Annotated in this window: 16 protein-coding genes and 1 tRNA gene; 13 read left to right on the top strand and 4 right to left on the bottom strand. The window is 47.2% G+C overall.

Annotated features, from left to right (window positions below; genetic code table 11):
- Positions 1–163 precede the first annotated feature (163 nt).
- Positions 164–240: transfer RNA gene (locus tag KIU71_RS12765), tRNA-Val, on the top strand.
- Positions 241–385: 145 nt separating this feature from the next.
- On the opposite strand, the gene KIU71_RS12760 is transcribed toward KIU71_RS12765, so the two are convergent.
- Entirely contained in the window at positions 386–1,306 is a 921-nt protein-coding gene (locus KIU71_RS12760) for a cation diffusion facilitator family transporter (protein ID WP_214131660.1), read from the bottom strand.
- Positions 1,307–1,465: 159 nt separating this feature from the next.
- Here KIU71_RS12760 and KIU71_RS12755 point away from each other — a divergent pair, with 159 nt between their 5' ends.
- Entirely contained in the window at positions 1,466–2,560 is a 1,095-nt protein-coding gene (locus tag KIU71_RS12755; RefSeq protein ID WP_214131659.1) for a zinc-binding metallopeptidase family protein, read from the top strand.
- A gap of 23 nt (positions 2,561–2,583) precedes the next feature.
- Here KIU71_RS12755 and KIU71_RS12750 read toward each other — a convergent pair whose 3' ends face one another.
- Complete coding sequence (locus tag KIU71_RS12750; protein WP_214131658.1) at positions 2,584–3,330, bottom strand: peptidase; 747 nt, start codon at positions 3,328–3,330, stop codon at positions 2,584–2,586.
- Between the two features lie 128 nt (positions 3,331–3,458).
- Between KIU71_RS12750 and KIU71_RS12745 the strand changes: the two genes are divergently transcribed.
- The 6 genes from KIU71_RS12745 to KIU71_RS12720 all read left to right on the top strand — a co-directional run bounded on the left by KIU71_RS12745 (position 3,459) and on the right by KIU71_RS12720 (position 9,054).
- Positions 3,459–4,913 carry a circularly permuted type 2 ATP-grasp protein gene (locus KIU71_RS12745; RefSeq protein WP_214131657.1) on the top strand — a complete coding sequence of 485 codons (1,455 nt, stop codon included), beginning with the start codon at positions 3,459–3,461 and terminating at the stop codon, positions 4,911–4,913.
- 1 nt (position 4,914) lies between these two features.
- Positions 4,915–5,835, top strand: a complete 921-nt coding sequence (locus tag KIU71_RS12740; protein ID WP_214131656.1) for an alpha-E domain-containing protein — start codon at positions 4,915–4,917, stop codon at positions 5,833–5,835.
- Positions 5,836–5,916: 81 nt separating this feature from the next.
- Positions 5,917–6,810 carry a FlgO family outer membrane protein gene (locus KIU71_RS12735; RefSeq protein ID WP_214131655.1) on the top strand — a complete coding sequence of 298 codons (894 nt, stop codon included), beginning with the start codon at positions 5,917–5,919 and terminating at the stop codon, positions 6,808–6,810.
- Positions 6,807–7,418, top strand: coding sequence for a FlgO family outer membrane protein (locus KIU71_RS12730; RefSeq protein WP_214131654.1), 612 nt, complete (start codon positions 6,807–6,809; stop codon positions 7,416–7,418). Before KIU71_RS12735 ends, KIU71_RS12730 begins: the two co-directional genes overlap by 4 nt.
- A 126-nt stretch (positions 7,419–7,544) precedes the next feature.
- Positions 7,545–8,372 carry a ferredoxin--NADP reductase gene (locus KIU71_RS12725; protein WP_214131653.1) on the top strand — a complete coding sequence of 276 codons (828 nt, stop codon included), beginning with the start codon at positions 7,545–7,547 and terminating at the stop codon, positions 8,370–8,372.
- A 193-nt stretch (positions 8,373–8,565) separates the two neighbouring features.
- On the top strand, positions 8,566–9,054 hold the full coding sequence (locus tag KIU71_RS12720) for a hypothetical protein (protein ID WP_214131652.1): 489 nt from the start codon (positions 8,566–8,568) through the stop codon (positions 9,052–9,054).
- Here KIU71_RS12720 and KIU71_RS12715 read toward each other — a convergent pair.
- Both KIU71_RS12715 and KIU71_RS12710 read right to left on the bottom strand, forming a co-directional pair.
- The gene (locus tag KIU71_RS12715) at positions 9,019–10,086 is read right to left on the bottom strand and encodes a DUF3080 family protein (RefSeq protein WP_214131651.1); all 1,068 of its coding nucleotides are present in this window, start codon (positions 10,084–10,086) and stop codon (positions 9,019–9,021) included. The two genes, KIU71_RS12720 and KIU71_RS12715, sit on opposite strands and share 36 nt — an antisense overlap.
- A 71-nt stretch (positions 10,087–10,157) precedes the next feature.
- Positions 10,158–11,057 carry a fructosamine kinase family protein gene (locus KIU71_RS12710; protein ID WP_214131650.1) on the bottom strand — a complete coding sequence of 300 codons (900 nt, stop codon included), beginning with the start codon at positions 11,055–11,057 and terminating at the stop codon, positions 10,158–10,160.
- Positions 11,058–11,285: 228 nt separating this feature from the next.
- Here KIU71_RS12710 and thrS point away from each other — a divergent pair, with 228 nt between their 5' ends.
- The 5 genes from thrS to KIU71_RS12685 form a co-directional block, all read left to right on the top strand.
- Entirely contained in the window at positions 11,286–13,202 is a 1,917-nt protein-coding gene (thrS, locus tag KIU71_RS12705) for a threonine--tRNA ligase (protein ID WP_214131649.1), read from the top strand.
- A gap of 82 nt (positions 13,203–13,284) precedes the next feature.
- Complete coding sequence (gene infC, locus KIU71_RS12700) at positions 13,285–13,824, top strand: translation initiation factor IF-3 (RefSeq protein ID WP_214131719.1); 540 nt, start codon at positions 13,285–13,287, stop codon at positions 13,822–13,824.
- 114 nt (positions 13,825–13,938) lie between these two features.
- Complete coding sequence (gene rpmI, locus KIU71_RS12695) at positions 13,939–14,136, top strand: 50S ribosomal protein L35 (protein WP_010177813.1); 198 nt, start codon at positions 13,939–13,941, stop codon at positions 14,134–14,136.
- A 17-nt stretch (positions 14,137–14,153) separates the two neighbouring features.
- Positions 14,154–14,510 (top strand): 50S ribosomal protein L20, encoded by a 357-nt coding sequence (gene rplT, locus KIU71_RS12690; protein WP_214131648.1) that lies wholly within the window; start codon positions 14,154–14,156, stop codon positions 14,508–14,510.
- A 260-nt stretch (positions 14,511–14,770) separates the two neighbouring features.
- On the top strand, positions 14,771–15,332 hold a 562-nt coding region (locus KIU71_RS12685), incomplete at its 3' end, for a tRNA ligase subunit PheS family protein (protein ID WP_449224075.1).

Here is a 15,332-nt window from a genome sequence, read left to right as displayed (position 1 = left end):
TCTACACTTTACTGAAGTGGCTAGGGGAGGCTTTGACAAGCATTGGTGCGCCGAATACCCAACTGTTTATATAGCGCTCAATCAGACGAAAAGAATGCAAAAATATCTTGCAGTACACGATGTCAATGGATAACATACGCGCCGCTTAAACAAGCACTTGCATGCGTCTATAGCTCAGTTGGTTAGAGCGCTACCTTGACATGGTAGAGGTCCCCTGTTCGAGTCAGGGTAGACGCACCAACATTTCATTCCGTAATATCCCAAAAAAGCGTTAATCCTGGTAAAACAATGCATTGAGCTGTTTAGGTTCAGTCGCGTTGGATAACACACCGATACCTACAGGTTGTAAAAGCCATTCGAGCCAGAATAAGATAGCGTGCGCCCTTTAATCCGCTAGCTCTGGTTTAGTGATAAATAGAATATCCATAATGATGGATGGATCCCATTGACGCATGTCGGCTTCGCATTTTAAGCGAATATCATCCAATTCGCTGATAGTGGCGATGGAAAACGAGTCATCGACAATAATGTGCACCAACAGGTATAAATCTCTACCGCTCTTACTGATGCGCACTTCCACATGTTTGTACGGGACATCACTCAGGGTTTTCTTCAGTTTTTTCTCAATCACCGCAGTCACTGCTTCAGGCGGTGCTTTGTTGATCACTTCTTTAAGGCTATCCAACATGATTTTAACCGGGATAGGGAGTATCGCAACGCCCAGCACAATCAACAATATTGGGTCGACATAAGGCGATAAACTTGCCCAGCCGGATTGATCCAGCGCATAGGCCATGGCGAAGCCCGCAAGAATGGATGCGCTTAATACGCCATCGACAAACCAGGTATGTGCGTCCACGCCGACCAGGTCGGAACGCAGCGCTTTGCCATGGTGTTTCATATAGCCAGAAACCGCAAAGCAGCCCACGGTAGCGATAATGCCGTAAACCATGGCCAGATCGTATTGCGCACTATTGCCGCCCGACATTAAGGTGTTGATCGAGTTCACTACTGCATACAAACAGGTTGCAATGATGATGAGCGATTTGAACAAATTGAGTGTGGGTTCAATCGCGGTATAGCCAAAATGAAAACGATCATCGTCGGGCAGTTGCACGAGGTTAGCCACCTTTAACGTCAACAGTGCCATAAAAAAGGCAATCAGCGAGTAGATGCCGTCAAACAGAATGGCGCTTGAATGGGTATAAAGGGCGAAGCCCAGCGCAATCACAACGAACAAGGCTGCCGCATAGAAAGAGACTTGAAGCAGTTGTTTCTCTTTCTTTTCATGAAAACCGATGGTCATTATTTAAGCACGCAGAGTTTGATTGGGCGCGGATTGTACGCCGCTTTTGCAAATAAGAAAGAGGTTACTCAAAATAAATTTAGGGCATTGACTAAATCGCTCAGACTGTTCTAATGCGTGCAGATATTCTGTAAGGCAAATGACTTTAAAGGCGTTTCATTGAAAATCTTTACCTGCCAGTGTGGTAACACATTGCACTTCCCGAACAGCGAATGCGTGAGCTGCGGTTTAATGCTCGGTTTTGTGCCCGATGAAGTTCGGCTGAGTGCGTTTACTAAAGATGATGAGGGAAAGTTTCGTGCTGCCATCAATGGCAAGGCGTATCGCCAATGTCAGAATTACAGCGAGCATGACATCTGTAATTGGATGGTGCCGGAAGAAGATAGCAACGTGTTCTGCCAGTCCTGCCGATTGACCGAAATTATTCCCAACCTATCTGAGCCCGAAAATAAAAAACTGTGGTTCCGTTTAGAGCAAGCCAAACGTCGCCTGCTGTATACCTGTATTAGTTTGGGTTTACCTATTGTAAATCGCTTTATTGCGCCTGACACGGGGTTGGGTTTTGCGTTTTTAAAAAACCAAGAGACTGATCAGTGGGGCAATGAGCTGTTCATTAAACAATATGTGTCGACAGGGCATGCCAATGGCTTGATTACCATTAATCTTGACGAAGCTGACCACAGCATGCGCATGGAAACCCGTGAGAAAATGGGCGAACGATATCGTACGCTACTGGGGCATTTTAGGCATGAGTCTGGGCATTATTACTGGGACCGATTAATTGCCAACCGCCCTGAAATTGGAGAATTCAGACGGCTGTTTGGTGATGAACGCCTCGATTACATGAGTGCAATGCAAGGCTATTATGACAACGGGCCGGCTGAAAACTGGCAAAATGTCTGGATCAGCGCTTACGCCAGCATGCACCCGTGGGAAGATTGGGCGGAAACCTGGGCACACTATCTGCACATGGTTGACACACTGGAAACCGCGAACGCGTTCGACTTTAGCATTGCGGGTAATTTAATTGCGAATCCGGCGACCAAAGCCAAGCCTCAGAATAATGCGTATACCTCTGTTAGCTTTACGCATTTGTTCAATGATTGGTGTCAACTAACGAAAGTGCTTAATGGCCTCAATCGCAGCATGGGCCATGAAGATGCCTATCCCTTTATCATCTCAATCAGTGCGTTGGATAAACTCAGGTTTGTGCATGAAATTGTGATGAAAAATAGCCACGAGGTCGTGGCGTAGGTCGCAACGCTACGCCACGGCTATCACGATGGGTTCGGTTTTTCCCACTCAAAGCGGGGCAGGCGCTTGAATGCGCGTTTCAGGCCTTCATTCCATTGCTTTTGCACCGACTTGTACATCATGCTGTTTGGCCCCATCACACTGTGATAAAGCGGCTCGATAACACCGTCGCGATGAATAGCCAATTCGACGGGCGGGCCAACCGAAATATTACTACGAATGGTTGAATCCAGTGACACGATGGCGCAACGTGCAGAATCCTCGAGTGATGTTGACGCGGTGATCAGTCTGTCTAGAATAGGTTTACCGTATTTGTTTTCGCCAATTTGCAAATACGGCGTTTCAGCGGAGGCGGAAATGAAATTACCTTGCGGGTAGATCAGGAATATTTCGTTGCGTTGACCCTTTATCTGCCCACCTAAAATAAAGCTTGATTCGTTACTAGATTTCGAGCGCTGCATAGCGTCGGTATGGCGCTGCTGTTCCTGTTGGCTCAATCGGCCAATGTATTCTGCAACTTCATGCAAGCGCTTACCCCTGCTGATATCAAACTCGGCTTCTGGATCGTCCAAATCACTTTGGATGGCGTTAACTACCGCCTGCGATGTGGCCAAACTCCCCGACGTTAACAACACCAACGTGCGATTATCCTCAAATACAAAACGGCTCATCTTACTGTAGGTTGCCACATAATCGACGCCCGCATTGGTGCGGGAATCCGAAGCGAATACGATGCCTTTATTCACACAGATGGCTAAACAATATGTCAAATTTGTACTCCAAGATGCTATGGTAATAATTAGATTGATGGACTCACATTGCAGTATCGACTTTATTTTAGTATCGAGTTGTGTGGAAAGACAACCATCGTTAGTAGCATGTTATAGGAGATAGCAATATGGCAATAACGTGGGACAACTACGACGTCGGGCCTTTTTACGATGAACTGGTGATTACGGCAGGGGAACCGCGACCGTACGCAAAAGACTTAAATGAGTATTTACATAATTTGAGTGATGCCGAAGTCAAAGAATACAAGATAGCGGCAGATTCAGCGATCAAGGTGATGGGCATCACATTTCGTGTTTACAACGACGAAGAGGGCTCTATTGACCGAGCCTGGCCCTTTGATATCGTACCACGGCTTATTCCTCTATCGGAATGGCAACATATTGAGGAAGGGCTTGTGCAGCGTGTCAAAGCCCTCAACATGTTCATTGATGATTTGTACAACGAACAGCGCGTCATCAAAGATGGCGTGTTTCCCGCTGACATGCTGAAAAAATCGAAAAATTTCTTGCCGCAGTGTCAGGGGTTTAGCCCGAAGAACGGCGTGTGGGCACATATTTGCGGCAGTGATTTGGTTCGCGACCAACACGGCACAGTGTATGTGCTGGAGGATAATTTACGTGTGCCTTCTGGCGTGTCTTATATGCTTGAGAATCGTCAGGTGATGAAACGCGTTTTTCCGGAAATGTTTGAAAAATATAACATTTTACCGGTAGATGATTACCCTTCTGATTTGTACGATATGCTGGCAGAACTCTCTCCCCGCGACATTGAAGAGCCCGAAATTGTTGTGTTGACGCCGGGCATTTACAACTCTGCGTATTTTGAACATGCTTATCTGGCTCAGCAAATGGGGGCAGAATTGGTGGTCGGCTCCGATTTGGTGGTTGAGGATGACGACTGCGTGTATATGCGTACCATACACGGTTTGAGTCGAGTGGATGTGATTTACCGCCGTATTGATGATGCGTTTCTTGACCCTGAAGCGTTTAATCCAGAATCAGCCTTGGGCGTGCCGGGGGTAATGCGGGCGTGGAAAGCCGGCAATGTTGCGCTTGCGAATGCGCCGGGATCTGGTGTTGCTGACGATAAAGTGGTGTATAGCTACGTACCGCAATTGATTGAGTATTACCTAAAAGAAGAAGCCATATTACCGAATGTACCCACGTACCGCTGCATCAATGATAGCGAGCGGGAGTACGTTCTGGATAATATTGAAAAAATGGTGGTTAAACCGGCCAACGAGTCGGGCGGTTACGGCATGCTGATAGGCCCGCATGCATCAAAGAAAGAACATGATGAATTTCGTCAGTTAATCCAATCTGATCCGCGCAACTATGTGGCGCAGCCTATGCTATTGCTTTCTACAGCGCCGACCATGGTGGATACGGCAGTTGAAGGCCGACACCTTGACCTGAGACCGTTCATTTTGAGTGGTGAAGAAGTGAAAGTCACGATGGGGGGCTTGACGCGTGTAGCCATGGTTAAAGGTTCCACCGTAGTCAATTCATCTCAGGGTGGCGGTAGCAAAGACACCTGGATTGTAGACATGGAGGGCCAGTAATATGTTATCACGCGTTGCGAATAATTTGTGTTGGTTAGGCCGCTATCTAGAGCGTACAGAAAACACCGCAAGGTTGATTTCGGTGAATGCGAATTTGCTGCTGGACTTGCCTAAAGTCATCGTGTTGGGCTGGGAGCCTATTGTCGAAATTGTTTCTGGGCATGATGAATTTTATGCGCTGCATGACAAAGCCGATGAAAAGAGTGTTATTCACTTCATGGTCAGTGAAGAAGCCTATCCCGGCTCCATTCTGAAATCGTTAGAATTTGCGCGCGAAAATGCGCGAACTATTCGGGAAATCATTCCAAGAGAAGTGTGGGAGCAGATCAATGAATTGTATCTGTTTGCGAAGGAGAATGGGCATAAGTCACTCCAGCGCCGCAGTCGCTATGAGTTTCTGACGGAAATTATTGAGTCGATCCAAAAGATCACGGGTATTTTGTCTGGCACAATGACCCATGATGAGGGCTATCAGTTTTTACGTATTGGGCGGAATCTGGAACGTGCCGACATGACTACACGTATTATCGATGTACGCTCTGCGTCACTGTTGCAAGAAACTGAAACTGAACAGGCAGCGTTTGAGAACCTGCAGTGGATGAGCGTGTTAAAATCATTGACCGCGTATCAGATGTATCGGCGTGAGGTGCGCTTACGCATTCGTCGGCCCGACGTGTTGAAGTTTCTTCTGTTGGAAGAGAAGTTTCCGCGTTCGCTGAGCCATACCTTTGGTCAGGTGAAACACTGTGTTCAGGCGTTGCCTAATTCGGCCAACGTGGTCGCTGCTATCGGCGCCGTTGAGGCACAGTTGCACAACGCCAATCCTCAACGTTTGATCCAGGATAAATTGCATGAATTCATAGACGATATGCAATTTGGCATTATTGAAGTGTTTAATCAGTTGGAGCAGACGTACTTTTAGCGTCAGTAAACTGTTTAAAACCGATAAGTAGGCAGACGTTTCTTGCCATTCGGTGCGTCGTACACATGGCAATAAGTTGCCATGTGTACCTGCTACATTGGCTGTTTAGGCCAATTTAAGCTCAAGCGCAGTGCCGTTACTCTAGGTTTCAGGTTGCCATCTGCACATTCTGTCGCTAATGGCACGTTACCTGCTAAATCAATGCATGTCACGGCATTTACGTGTAAAGGTGCAGAGTCCATGGTGTGTAGCAAGTATCAACGCATATTCAATTTAAAAACCGCGGTTTCTCCCGTGCTAATTGCGGCAGGCGCTTGTGTGATGGCGGGTTGTGCCAGTTCGGTTGACCCCAGTTACGTCGAGCAAAGCACACCGGAAAAGCCAGTTGCCCATTCAGCGTCGCATCAATCCTCACCCCGCAGTGACAATGGACGTTCACCCAGTGCTTCTGGCTTACACTATCAATCTGAAACCTTCGATTCGGCGTTACGTCAGCCGTCGAGTGACAATCGGCTACACCATTACGTTAAAGATATGGTGTCGCAGATGATGGCGAATACAAAGGGGATGGAAGCCGATAGTACCGTGATCATCACGCACTTCACCGAAGCGGACTCGGATTATAATGCAACCAACAAACTGGGGTTTGCGCTCGCTGAGTCGTTTTTAGTTGAACTACATCAGGCCGGGTTAAATACCATTGATTACAAGGTATCTAATTCAGTCAGAGTGACGCCTTCAGGCGATTTTGCCCTGTCGAACGATTTTTTAGAATTGAACAGTGAAATACAAGCCAATTACGTGTTAGTTGGCACTATGGTTGACCAGCACCACGGGGTAGTTGTGAATGCGCGCATCGTGGATCTCACTAACAATGTGATTTTAGCGGCGAGTAGCCGACTTATTCCGCGAGAAGCGCTGAATATGCTTGCCGCGACAGTTCGACAGCTGGGCAGCAAGGGGGCTGCGGTATGAGAAATCTGGCAATGAACAGTGTATTGGTCAGCATCATCTTATCCGCTCTGTTGGGGTGTTCAACGGTTATGCCTGAACAAAATTTCTGGTTTTCTGCCACAGAAACGCCTGAAATGACTCAGCCCATCGCGCACTCGCAGGAACAAAGCGGCTTACGGGATTACGCATCATTCTCGGCCAGTCGGCACAACAAATCGTTAGGGGATTATGTGCAGCAAATGGTGATGGAACTCGACACACAGAAAGCTATTGACGGCACTATTGCTGTTGCGTCTTTCGTCGACTTTAACGAGACACTGGCAGACACACACCGCTTGGGGAATCAGATCGCTGAAGCGGTGCTTATTGAAATGACTCAATTTGGTTATCCGGTCACCGATGTCAGCACAATGCAAGCCGTGGAGTCGTCCGTAAATGGCTTTTTTGCGTTTAATCGCAAACCTAAAAACAAGGCAAAGGACTATTGCTGCGTGATTTCAGGCAATCTGGTGTATGAGCCTAACGGCGTGCGCGTGAACACTAAACTGGTCGAATTTGAGGGCAGTAAGGTGCTGGGAGCGTCATCAGTCACCATTCCCTATTTTGTGGTTGAGCATTTAGCTAATTAGGCCGTGCTCAATCGTACTGTTCCTGCCTGATCCAAACTCGCTTACAATCGCTAACTACTTAGCTAAAGTCTATACCCGCGTTTGAACCAACCTGAGTCAACGCTATCACGCTAAGGGAAGCCTAACATGCGCAACACCACCACAGAAACGGTGACAGCGGTTCATCATTGGAACGACACGCTGTTTAGCTTCAAAACGACCCGCGGTGGGTCATTTACGTTTGAAAACGGTCAATTTGTGATGATCGGCTTGCAAATTGAGGGAAGGCCGCTGCTCAGAGCTTACAGTATCGCCAGTGCAAACTACGAAGATGAGCTTGAGTTTTTTAGCATCAAAGTGCCCGATGGCGCATTAACATCCCGATTACAGTCGTTGCGAGTGGGTGATGAAATTATCCTCACCACACGGCCTACCGGCACTCTGGTTCCGGGTTACCTCAAACCCGGCAAACATTTGTATTTACTCTCCAGTGGTACTGGGTTGGCGCCTTTTTTGAGTATTATTAAAGACCCTTTTATCTACGACGCGTATGAAAAAGTCGTTCTGGTGCACAGCGTGCGAACGACTTCTGAACTAGCCTATCAGCAATACATCGAGCAAGAGTTGCCCGCCAATCCCTACTTTGGTGACGCTGTGTCGCGCAAGCTGATTTACTATCCCATCGTTACACGCGAACCATTCAAATACCGCTCTGCGGTTGACGTCAATGACTCGGTACCTTTAAACGGCATGGAAGAGCACAGCGAGCGGATCACAACATTGTTGCGCTCAGAAAGGCTTATTGCGGCCTTGGATATGCCGTTGCTTAATTGTGACGATGACCGGTTTATGATTTGTGGGAACAACGATATGTTGCAGGAATTGATGTCGATCTTAGATGCAAAAGGGTTTCAGAAGGCAACATCGCGTTCGCAAGGCGAGTACGTTATCGAGCAAGCTTTTATTGAGAAATAGAGGGTGGTGGACGACGGTGAATAACTGTCAGGATTTTTAACAGTGTTACGACCTATAACATGGTCGATGAATATAACTTAATGATACTTATGTGAAAATAAAGATGGCTCGTTTTTTGCCGATGATTTTATCATCAGGTAGTTCGCACAAGTAAGTGCAACTCAGTTTTGTTGTTAGTCTGTAAGGATAAGTCATGAAGTTTTTAAAACCGGTTAAAGTTTTTGCCGCCGCAATGGCACTGGGTGTTTCGGCGATGTCGCACGGTGCGGTTATTCTTTCCACTGATTTTGATGGCCGCGTGGTGTCAGGTGATACCGCGTCGAATATCACGTGGGTGGCGAATGGTGTCAGTGATGCCGGTGATTTGACCGCGCAGTTTAATTTCTTACAGAATGGTCTTGCTTCACAACAATCTCTGTTCGATACAACCGCTGCGCAAAGTCGCTTTGCGGTAAACCATAATCTGCATGAAGAAGGTAGCTGGTTCGTTGATGTGGCGTTAAACGTTCTGGGCGGTAATTCTATTGCATTGTCTATGATTACTCTCGACGCATTCATCTTCAACAACGGTGGTAATCTTCAGACCAGCCAGCGTGACTTAGATCTTACGGTGAGTTTATTCGATATGAACTTCTCTGAGTTGTTTTCAGAAAGTTTTGACAACGTTCGCGTTAGGCGATAGCCCACAGCGCTCAAAGAATTGCTGCCATACAACGATATGCTCTCGAAACGCGACTTTGTAGTGCTGATGGTCATTGATATAGCGCTGAACCAGCGCTGATTGCCAGTCGTTTGACAAGCTCGGCATTGTAGCCAGTGTTTCGAAATTGCCCGCTAATCGATAATGGTAGTGATTCAGTTGGCTGGCGATGGGCTGGATTTTGTTGGCAAAAAATAGCCGAAAAACATTGCCTAGGATGACGGCTTTTTCTTCCCCAGACGCCGTAGCGCACGGCAGCTTTTTCAATTCGCCTTCAAGCCATGGCGTGCTGCTTTCAAACATTTGTGACAGAAGTCGCTGAGATCGCCACAGGCGAACCGGTAGGCGAAATTGATTGAGTTGCTGTAAGTTTGCCTCAAGCTCACTGCTGGTGGGGAGGTCAGTAGAGCCCGGCGCGTGTGACAGCAAGTAATCCAATGCGGCCCGAGTGGCTTGCAATCCGTCGCTACTATCACCGCTTACATAGCCGCTCGATTGATTAAATGCTAACCAGATATCGTCACTGGTTTGGATTAGATTGGCATAACTGTCGCTAATTTGCTCTGCTTTAAGTTCAATGGCTTGCTGAATGGCTGTGTGGACCGGTAAACCTTCGGTGATATCGGCGCATTCTGATAGGGCGGACAACAGGTTACGTTCATAAACGTAACGCTGCGAAGGATGCTGCATTTTTCCCATACCGGTGTTGCGCTCAGCGACCAATGTTGCCAGACGACATTCTGATAAGGCAAAAAATTCTCGGACATTGACGCTAAGTGCAGTTGGCTCGCGAAACAGCGAACTTTTGCTGGGAAATTTTGGCATGCTGGAGGCAATTTCATCGGCGGAATCAGGCGCGTGCCGATCAGAGGCTAAAACACGTTCAAGCCGCTCGTGATACTCATCTAACGTATCAGGAAGTTGCTGATGTTCGGCGCAGCCAAACAAACCAATCATTAACACAGCAACTAGGCCCGGCCGTGTTTTGGTTGACAAATTACAGAGTGAAAACAAAGCGATTACCATTTTTCTGATTGATGACGTTACTGTTCAATCTGTTTATAACGTGTGCGTCAATGAATAGTTCAATGTGCTCGACACTCCTCCAGCAGAGCGAGTACCTGCGCACGATAGGTGTCTCCAAATAGGAGAAGATGATTGAGCATGGGATACAACTGATACAGTGGCAAACGTCGTTCAACGCCTTCATTCAAAGGCCATGTGGCAGCGTACGCTTCGAAGAACGAAGAAGCAAAACCCTGAAACAATCGCGCCATAGCAAGATCAATCTCTCGGTCACCAACATACACTGCGGGATCAAACACGACAACATGAGATCGAGTAAATCCTAGATTGCCACGCCACAGGTCGCCATGCAGTAAGCAGGGCGTCGGCTGGTGCGAATGTAAAACATGCGTTAACTCAAAGGCATCTTCTAATGACAGCTCTCGCAGTTTATCTTGAGCATGTAAAGCATCCAGCAGTGGTTTGAGGCGCTGGTTAAAATAAAAATCTCTCCAATGGGCATTGGTTTTATTGAATTGCGGCGTACTGCCCACCCAGTTATCCGTTGGCCATCCGTAGTCGGTCGTACCCTTGGGTGGGTGTTTATGCAGTGTCGCCAACGCTTCACCCGCGTGTTTCCATAAAGCGTTACTCGGCGGTTTAAAGCCAACGAACTCAAGTATAAGGTATTCATACGACACGGTTTCTTCATCGCACCAGCCTACGCAAATCACCTCTGGCACTTTGAACGAATCACTGCAACGTAATGCATTTAAGCTGTCGGCCTCAGCATGCAGTTGCGCTGTGTCTCGCTCAGACTTCTGATGCGTGCCTGTTCTGATTTTAGCAAAGTAACGTTGATCACCGCTTCTGATTTGATAGCTCGCACACTCATGTTGCTGATGAAGGGGCTTTACACTGTCACATATAAACTCGCGATGCTTTGCCTGACTAACGTGATCGCTGATGAAATGCCACATACCTCTAAAACCTCGTGGTTTGTCTGCTCGTGTTAAGTATGGTCAAGATCAAACAACTCGTTAAGCCTGTTTGCTATTAACCTTCGGATTTTTATACCCTTGCATTGCATCCCGTTGAGTGCTCGCTATAATGCTCGACTGACCTAGCACCCGCAGACGGGTGTTTTTTATTGCTTTTATTTATGACAAGTGGCGCAGAGTAGGCGTCACCACTGTGTAGGAACCAACATGCCAGTAATTACCCTTCCCGATGGAAGCCAACGAGAATTTCCCAGCGCCGTTTCTGTGTTAGATGTTGCCAATGACATTGGTCCTGGTTTAGCAAAAGCGACCATTGCCGGTAAAGTAGACGGCAGGCTGGTTGATGCGGTTGATATGATTGAGCAGGATGCAAATCTCAGCATCATTACCAGTCGCGATGAGGAAGGGTTAGAAATCATTCGCCATTCTTGTGCGCATTTGATCGGGCATGCCATTAAGCAGCTTTATCCCGATGTGAAAATGGCGATAGGCCCGACGATTGATAACGGCTTCTACTATGATGTCGATTTGCCGGAGCCACTGTCTAACGACGATCTCGCCAAACTTGAAAAACGCATGTTAGAACTGGCCAAAAAGAATTATGACGTGGTTAAGAAAACCGTGTCGTGGCAAGAGGCTCGCGATACGTTTGAGGCGCGTGGTGAACCTTACAAAATTGAAATTCTGGATGACAATATTGAAAAGTCAGACCGTCCGGGACTTTATCATCATGAAGAATATGTCGATATGTGCCGCGGGCCGCATGTGCCCAATATGCGATTCTGCCAGCACTTTAAGCTTATGAAGGTGGCCGGTGCATACTGGCGCGGTGATAGCGACAATAAAATGCTCCAGCGTATTTATGGCACGGCATGGGCTGATAAAAAGCAGCTTAAAGGCTATTTACAACGCCTGGAAGAAGCGGAAAAACGCGACCATCGTAAAATCGGTAAGGCGCTCAATCTGTGGCATTGGCAGGAAGAAGCACCGGGCATGGTGTTTTGGCACAATGATGGTTGGTCTATTTACACCGAGTTGGAAAAGTTTGTTCGCCAGAAGCTTCGCAGTTACGACTATGATGAAGTGAAAGGCCCATTGATGATGGATCGCTCTCTATGGGAAAAGTCAGGTCATTGGGACAAGTACGCGGAAAACATGTTCACCACAGAATCGGAAAAACGTGAGTATGCCATAAAACCGATGAACTGCCCGGGGCATGTGCAAATATTCAATCAGGGCTTGAAGTCGTATCGTGATTTACCACTGCGTATGGCGGAGTTTGGGTGTTGTCACCGTAATGAGCCATCAGGCGCGTTACATGGTTTGATGCGTGTGCGTGGTTTTACTCAGGATGATGCGCACATTTTCTGTACCGAAGCGCAAATTCAGGATGAAGTCAGCGGGTGTATCAAAATGGTTTATGATACTTATGCCGCGTTTGGTTTTGAGAAAATCGTTGTGAAGCTCTCCACGCGTCCAGAAAAGCGAGTGGGCTCAGACGACGTATGGGACAAGTCCGAATTAGCGTTGGCAGAAGCATTGAAAGCCAACGATATTGAATTTGGCTACTTGCCCGGTGAAGGGGCATTTTACGGCCCTAAAATTGAATTCACATTGTATGACTGCCTCGAACGCGCTTGGCAGTGCGGCACCATTCAACTTGATTTCTCAATGCCAGGCCGATTGGGTTCAACGTACGTTGCGGAAGATGGCGAGCGTAAGACACCGGTGATGATACACCGTGCGATTTTGGGTTCACTGGAACGTTTTATCGGAATTTTAACGGAAGAGTACGCCGGGTTTTTCCCGACGTGGTTAGCACCGACTCAGGTCGTTTTGATGAACATTACCGACAAACAAGGCGAATATGCCCAGAATGTGGTAAAAAAACTGCAAGAAAACGGCTTTAGAGCAAAGTCTGACTTGAGAAATGAGAAGATAGGCTTTAAAATCCGCGAGCACACGCTACAGCGCGTGCCGTTTATGTTAGTTGTAGGCGACGCCGAAATGCAGGAAGATGCAGTGGCAGTTCGCACCCGACGCGGAGAAGATCTCGGCAAAATGTCGTTAGACGCGTTTATTGCTTTAATGAATGACGATATTCAGGCGAAAGCAATTAAGTAACATAGCATGACAACAGCGCTCCACCTTCGATAAGACAAAGCGATGGTGAGAGCATACGATTTGGTTTTTGGAGGAATAGCACATTAAAGGCGCTAATAATAAGGCTCAGGGTGATAAAGCCCGCATCAACGATGAAATTACTGCGAGAGAAGTCCGATTAATTGGAAGTGAGGGAGAACAGGTTGGCGTGGTTACACTGGCTGAAGCCCAGCAAGCCGCCGAATCAGCCAGTCTCGATTTAGTAGAAATTAGTCCAAATGCTGAGCCGCCTGTCTGTAAAGTTATGGACTATGGCAAGTTCCTCTTTGAAAAAAGTAAAGCTCAGAAAGAGCAAAAGAAGAAACAAAAGCAAATTCAGGTCAAGGAGATTAAATTTCGCCCTGGCACTGATGAAGGCGATTACCAGGTAAAACTGCGCAACCTGCGTCGCTTTCTAGAAGGTGGTGATAAAGCCAAAGTTACGATCCGTTTCCGCGGACGTGAAATGGCGCACCAAGACATCGGTATTGATCTACTCAATCGCGTTAAAGGCGACTTGGAAGACATTGCCAATTGCGAGTCTTTCCCACGTCGTGTGGAAGGCCGTCAGATGATCATGGTGCTCGCCCCAATTAAGAAGTAGTTAAGGTCTACAAGTATACTGGGCTCTGCAATCTGGTATCACCTTGCTGCAAACATCAACAAGTGATTTATGACTGCACATAATCACTGTATTTAACAATGCGGAGTTTTAGCAATGCCTAAAATGAAATCCAACAGTGGAGCAGCCAAGCGTTTTCGTAAAACCGCGTCTGGCCGTTTCAAGAGTAAACAGTCTCACTTACGTCACATTTTGACGAAAAAGAGTACTAAGCGTAAACGTCACCTGCGTGGCAAAAAATTGGTTCATGACTCGGATACTAAGCTTATCCAACGCATGTTGCCGTACGTTTAAGACAAGGAGACTGAATAATGGCTAGAGTTAAACGCGGCGTCGTAGCACGCGCACGTCATAAAAAAGTACTGAAGCAGGCTAAAGGTTACTACGGTGCCCGCAGTCGTGTGTATCGCGTAGCTGTTCAGGCAGTTACTAAAGCAGGTCAATACGCTTATCGTGACCGCCGTCAGCGCAAACGTCAATTCCGCCAGTTGTGGATTGCACGTATTAACGCTGCAGCGCGTCAAAACGGTATGTCTTACAGCCGTTTTATCAACGGTTTGAAGAAAGCGTCTGTTGAGATCGACCGTAAAATCCTAGCGGATATCGCGGTTCACGACAAAAACGCATTTAGTGCACTTGTTGAAGCTGCCAAAGGCGCTTTAGCATAATCTATCAACCCGCGATTAGACTTTAGGGTTTAATCCACGGTTTAAGTTCTTTCGGAAAACGGTGAGCAGGAAGCTCACCGTTTTTTTTTGTTTCAACGATTTGCACAGCATCCTGCTTATTTTCACCCTCAAAGCCTTAAAATACCGCTGATTAAACCGAACTACCACTGGTATTAGGTTGATTTTATTGTGTAAAATGTCGGGTTTACTACTGCACAAAAATACGCGCCAAACGTGCGCGATGACAGCCAGAGGGTTTTATGGATCTTGACGCAATAATCAGTGAAGCGCAGTCACTGATTGATGCCGCGAACGACGTGGCGAGCCTTGATACGATACGTGTCGAATTTATGGGCAAAAAAGGTAAACTGACTGAGCAGCTAAAAGGCCTCGGCAAACTGAGCGCAGATGAACGCCCTGCGGCTGGGCAGCGGATCAATCAGGCAAAACAGGTCATTCAAGGCTTATTGAGTGACAAGACATCAGCCCTGAAAGCGGCTGAAATGAATGCGAAATTGGCGTCTGAAACGATTGATGTCACATTGGCAGGCCGTGGTCAGCAACCCGGTAATTTGCACCCAGTATCACGCACGATAGCGCGGATTGAATCTTTTTTTGGTGATTTAGGCTTTGCCGTAAAAACGGGCCCGGAAGTCGAAGATGGCTTTCATAACTTTGATGCGTTAAACATTCCTGCAAATCATCCGGCACGTGCTGATCACGATACTTTCTATTTCTCACCGAACATCATGTTGCGTACACAAACATCGGGTGTACAAATTCGTACCATGGAGGCCGAGAACCCGCCACTACGCATTATTT

It is taken from the genome of Alteromonas oceanisediminis (genome assembly GCF_018474025.1).
GTDB lineage: Bacteria > Pseudomonadota > Gammaproteobacteria > Enterobacterales > Alteromonadaceae > Alteromonas_E > Alteromonas_E oceanisediminis.
This window is presented reverse-complemented; position numbering and strand designations above follow the sequence as displayed.

What these genes read in the sequence shown, in the direction of transcription:
- KIU71_RS12730 (WP_214131654.1), top strand. Translation starts at nt 6,807, where the DNA reads ATGAGAAATCTGGCAATGAACAGTGTATTGGTCAGCATCATCTTATCC.
- rplT (WP_214131648.1), top strand. Translation starts at nt 14,154, where the DNA reads ATGGCTAGAGTTAAACGCGGCGTCGTAGCACGCGCACGTCATAAAAAA.
- KIU71_RS12720 (WP_214131652.1), top strand. Translation starts at nt 8,566, where the DNA reads ATGAAGTTTTTAAAACCGGTTAAAGTTTTTGCCGCCGCAATGGCACTG.
- KIU71_RS12745 (WP_214131657.1), top strand. Translation starts at nt 3,459, where the DNA reads ATGGCAATAACGTGGGACAACTACGACGTCGGGCCTTTTTACGATGAA.
- KIU71_RS12760 (WP_214131660.1), bottom strand. Translation starts at nt 1,306, where the DNA reads ATGACCATCGGTTTTCATGAAAAGAAAGAGAAACAACTGCTTCAAGTC.
- KIU71_RS12740 (WP_214131656.1), top strand. Translation starts at nt 4,915, where the DNA reads ATGTTATCACGCGTTGCGAATAATTTGTGTTGGTTAGGCCGCTATCTA.
- rpmI (WP_010177813.1), top strand. Translation starts at nt 13,939, where the DNA reads ATGCCTAAAATGAAATCCAACAGTGGAGCAGCCAAGCGTTTTCGTAAA.
- thrS (WP_214131649.1), top strand. Translation starts at nt 11,286, where the DNA reads ATGCCAGTAATTACCCTTCCCGATGGAAGCCAACGAGAATTTCCCAGC.
- KIU71_RS12710 (WP_214131650.1), bottom strand. Translation starts at nt 11,057, where the DNA reads ATGTGGCATTTCATCAGCGATCACGTTAGTCAGGCAAAGCATCGCGAG.
- KIU71_RS12725 (WP_214131653.1), top strand. Translation starts at nt 7,545, where the DNA reads ATGCGCAACACCACCACAGAAACGGTGACAGCGGTTCATCATTGGAAC.
- KIU71_RS12735 (WP_214131655.1), top strand. Translation starts at nt 5,917, where the DNA reads ATGTGTACCTGCTACATTGGCTGTTTAGGCCAATTTAAGCTCAAGCGC.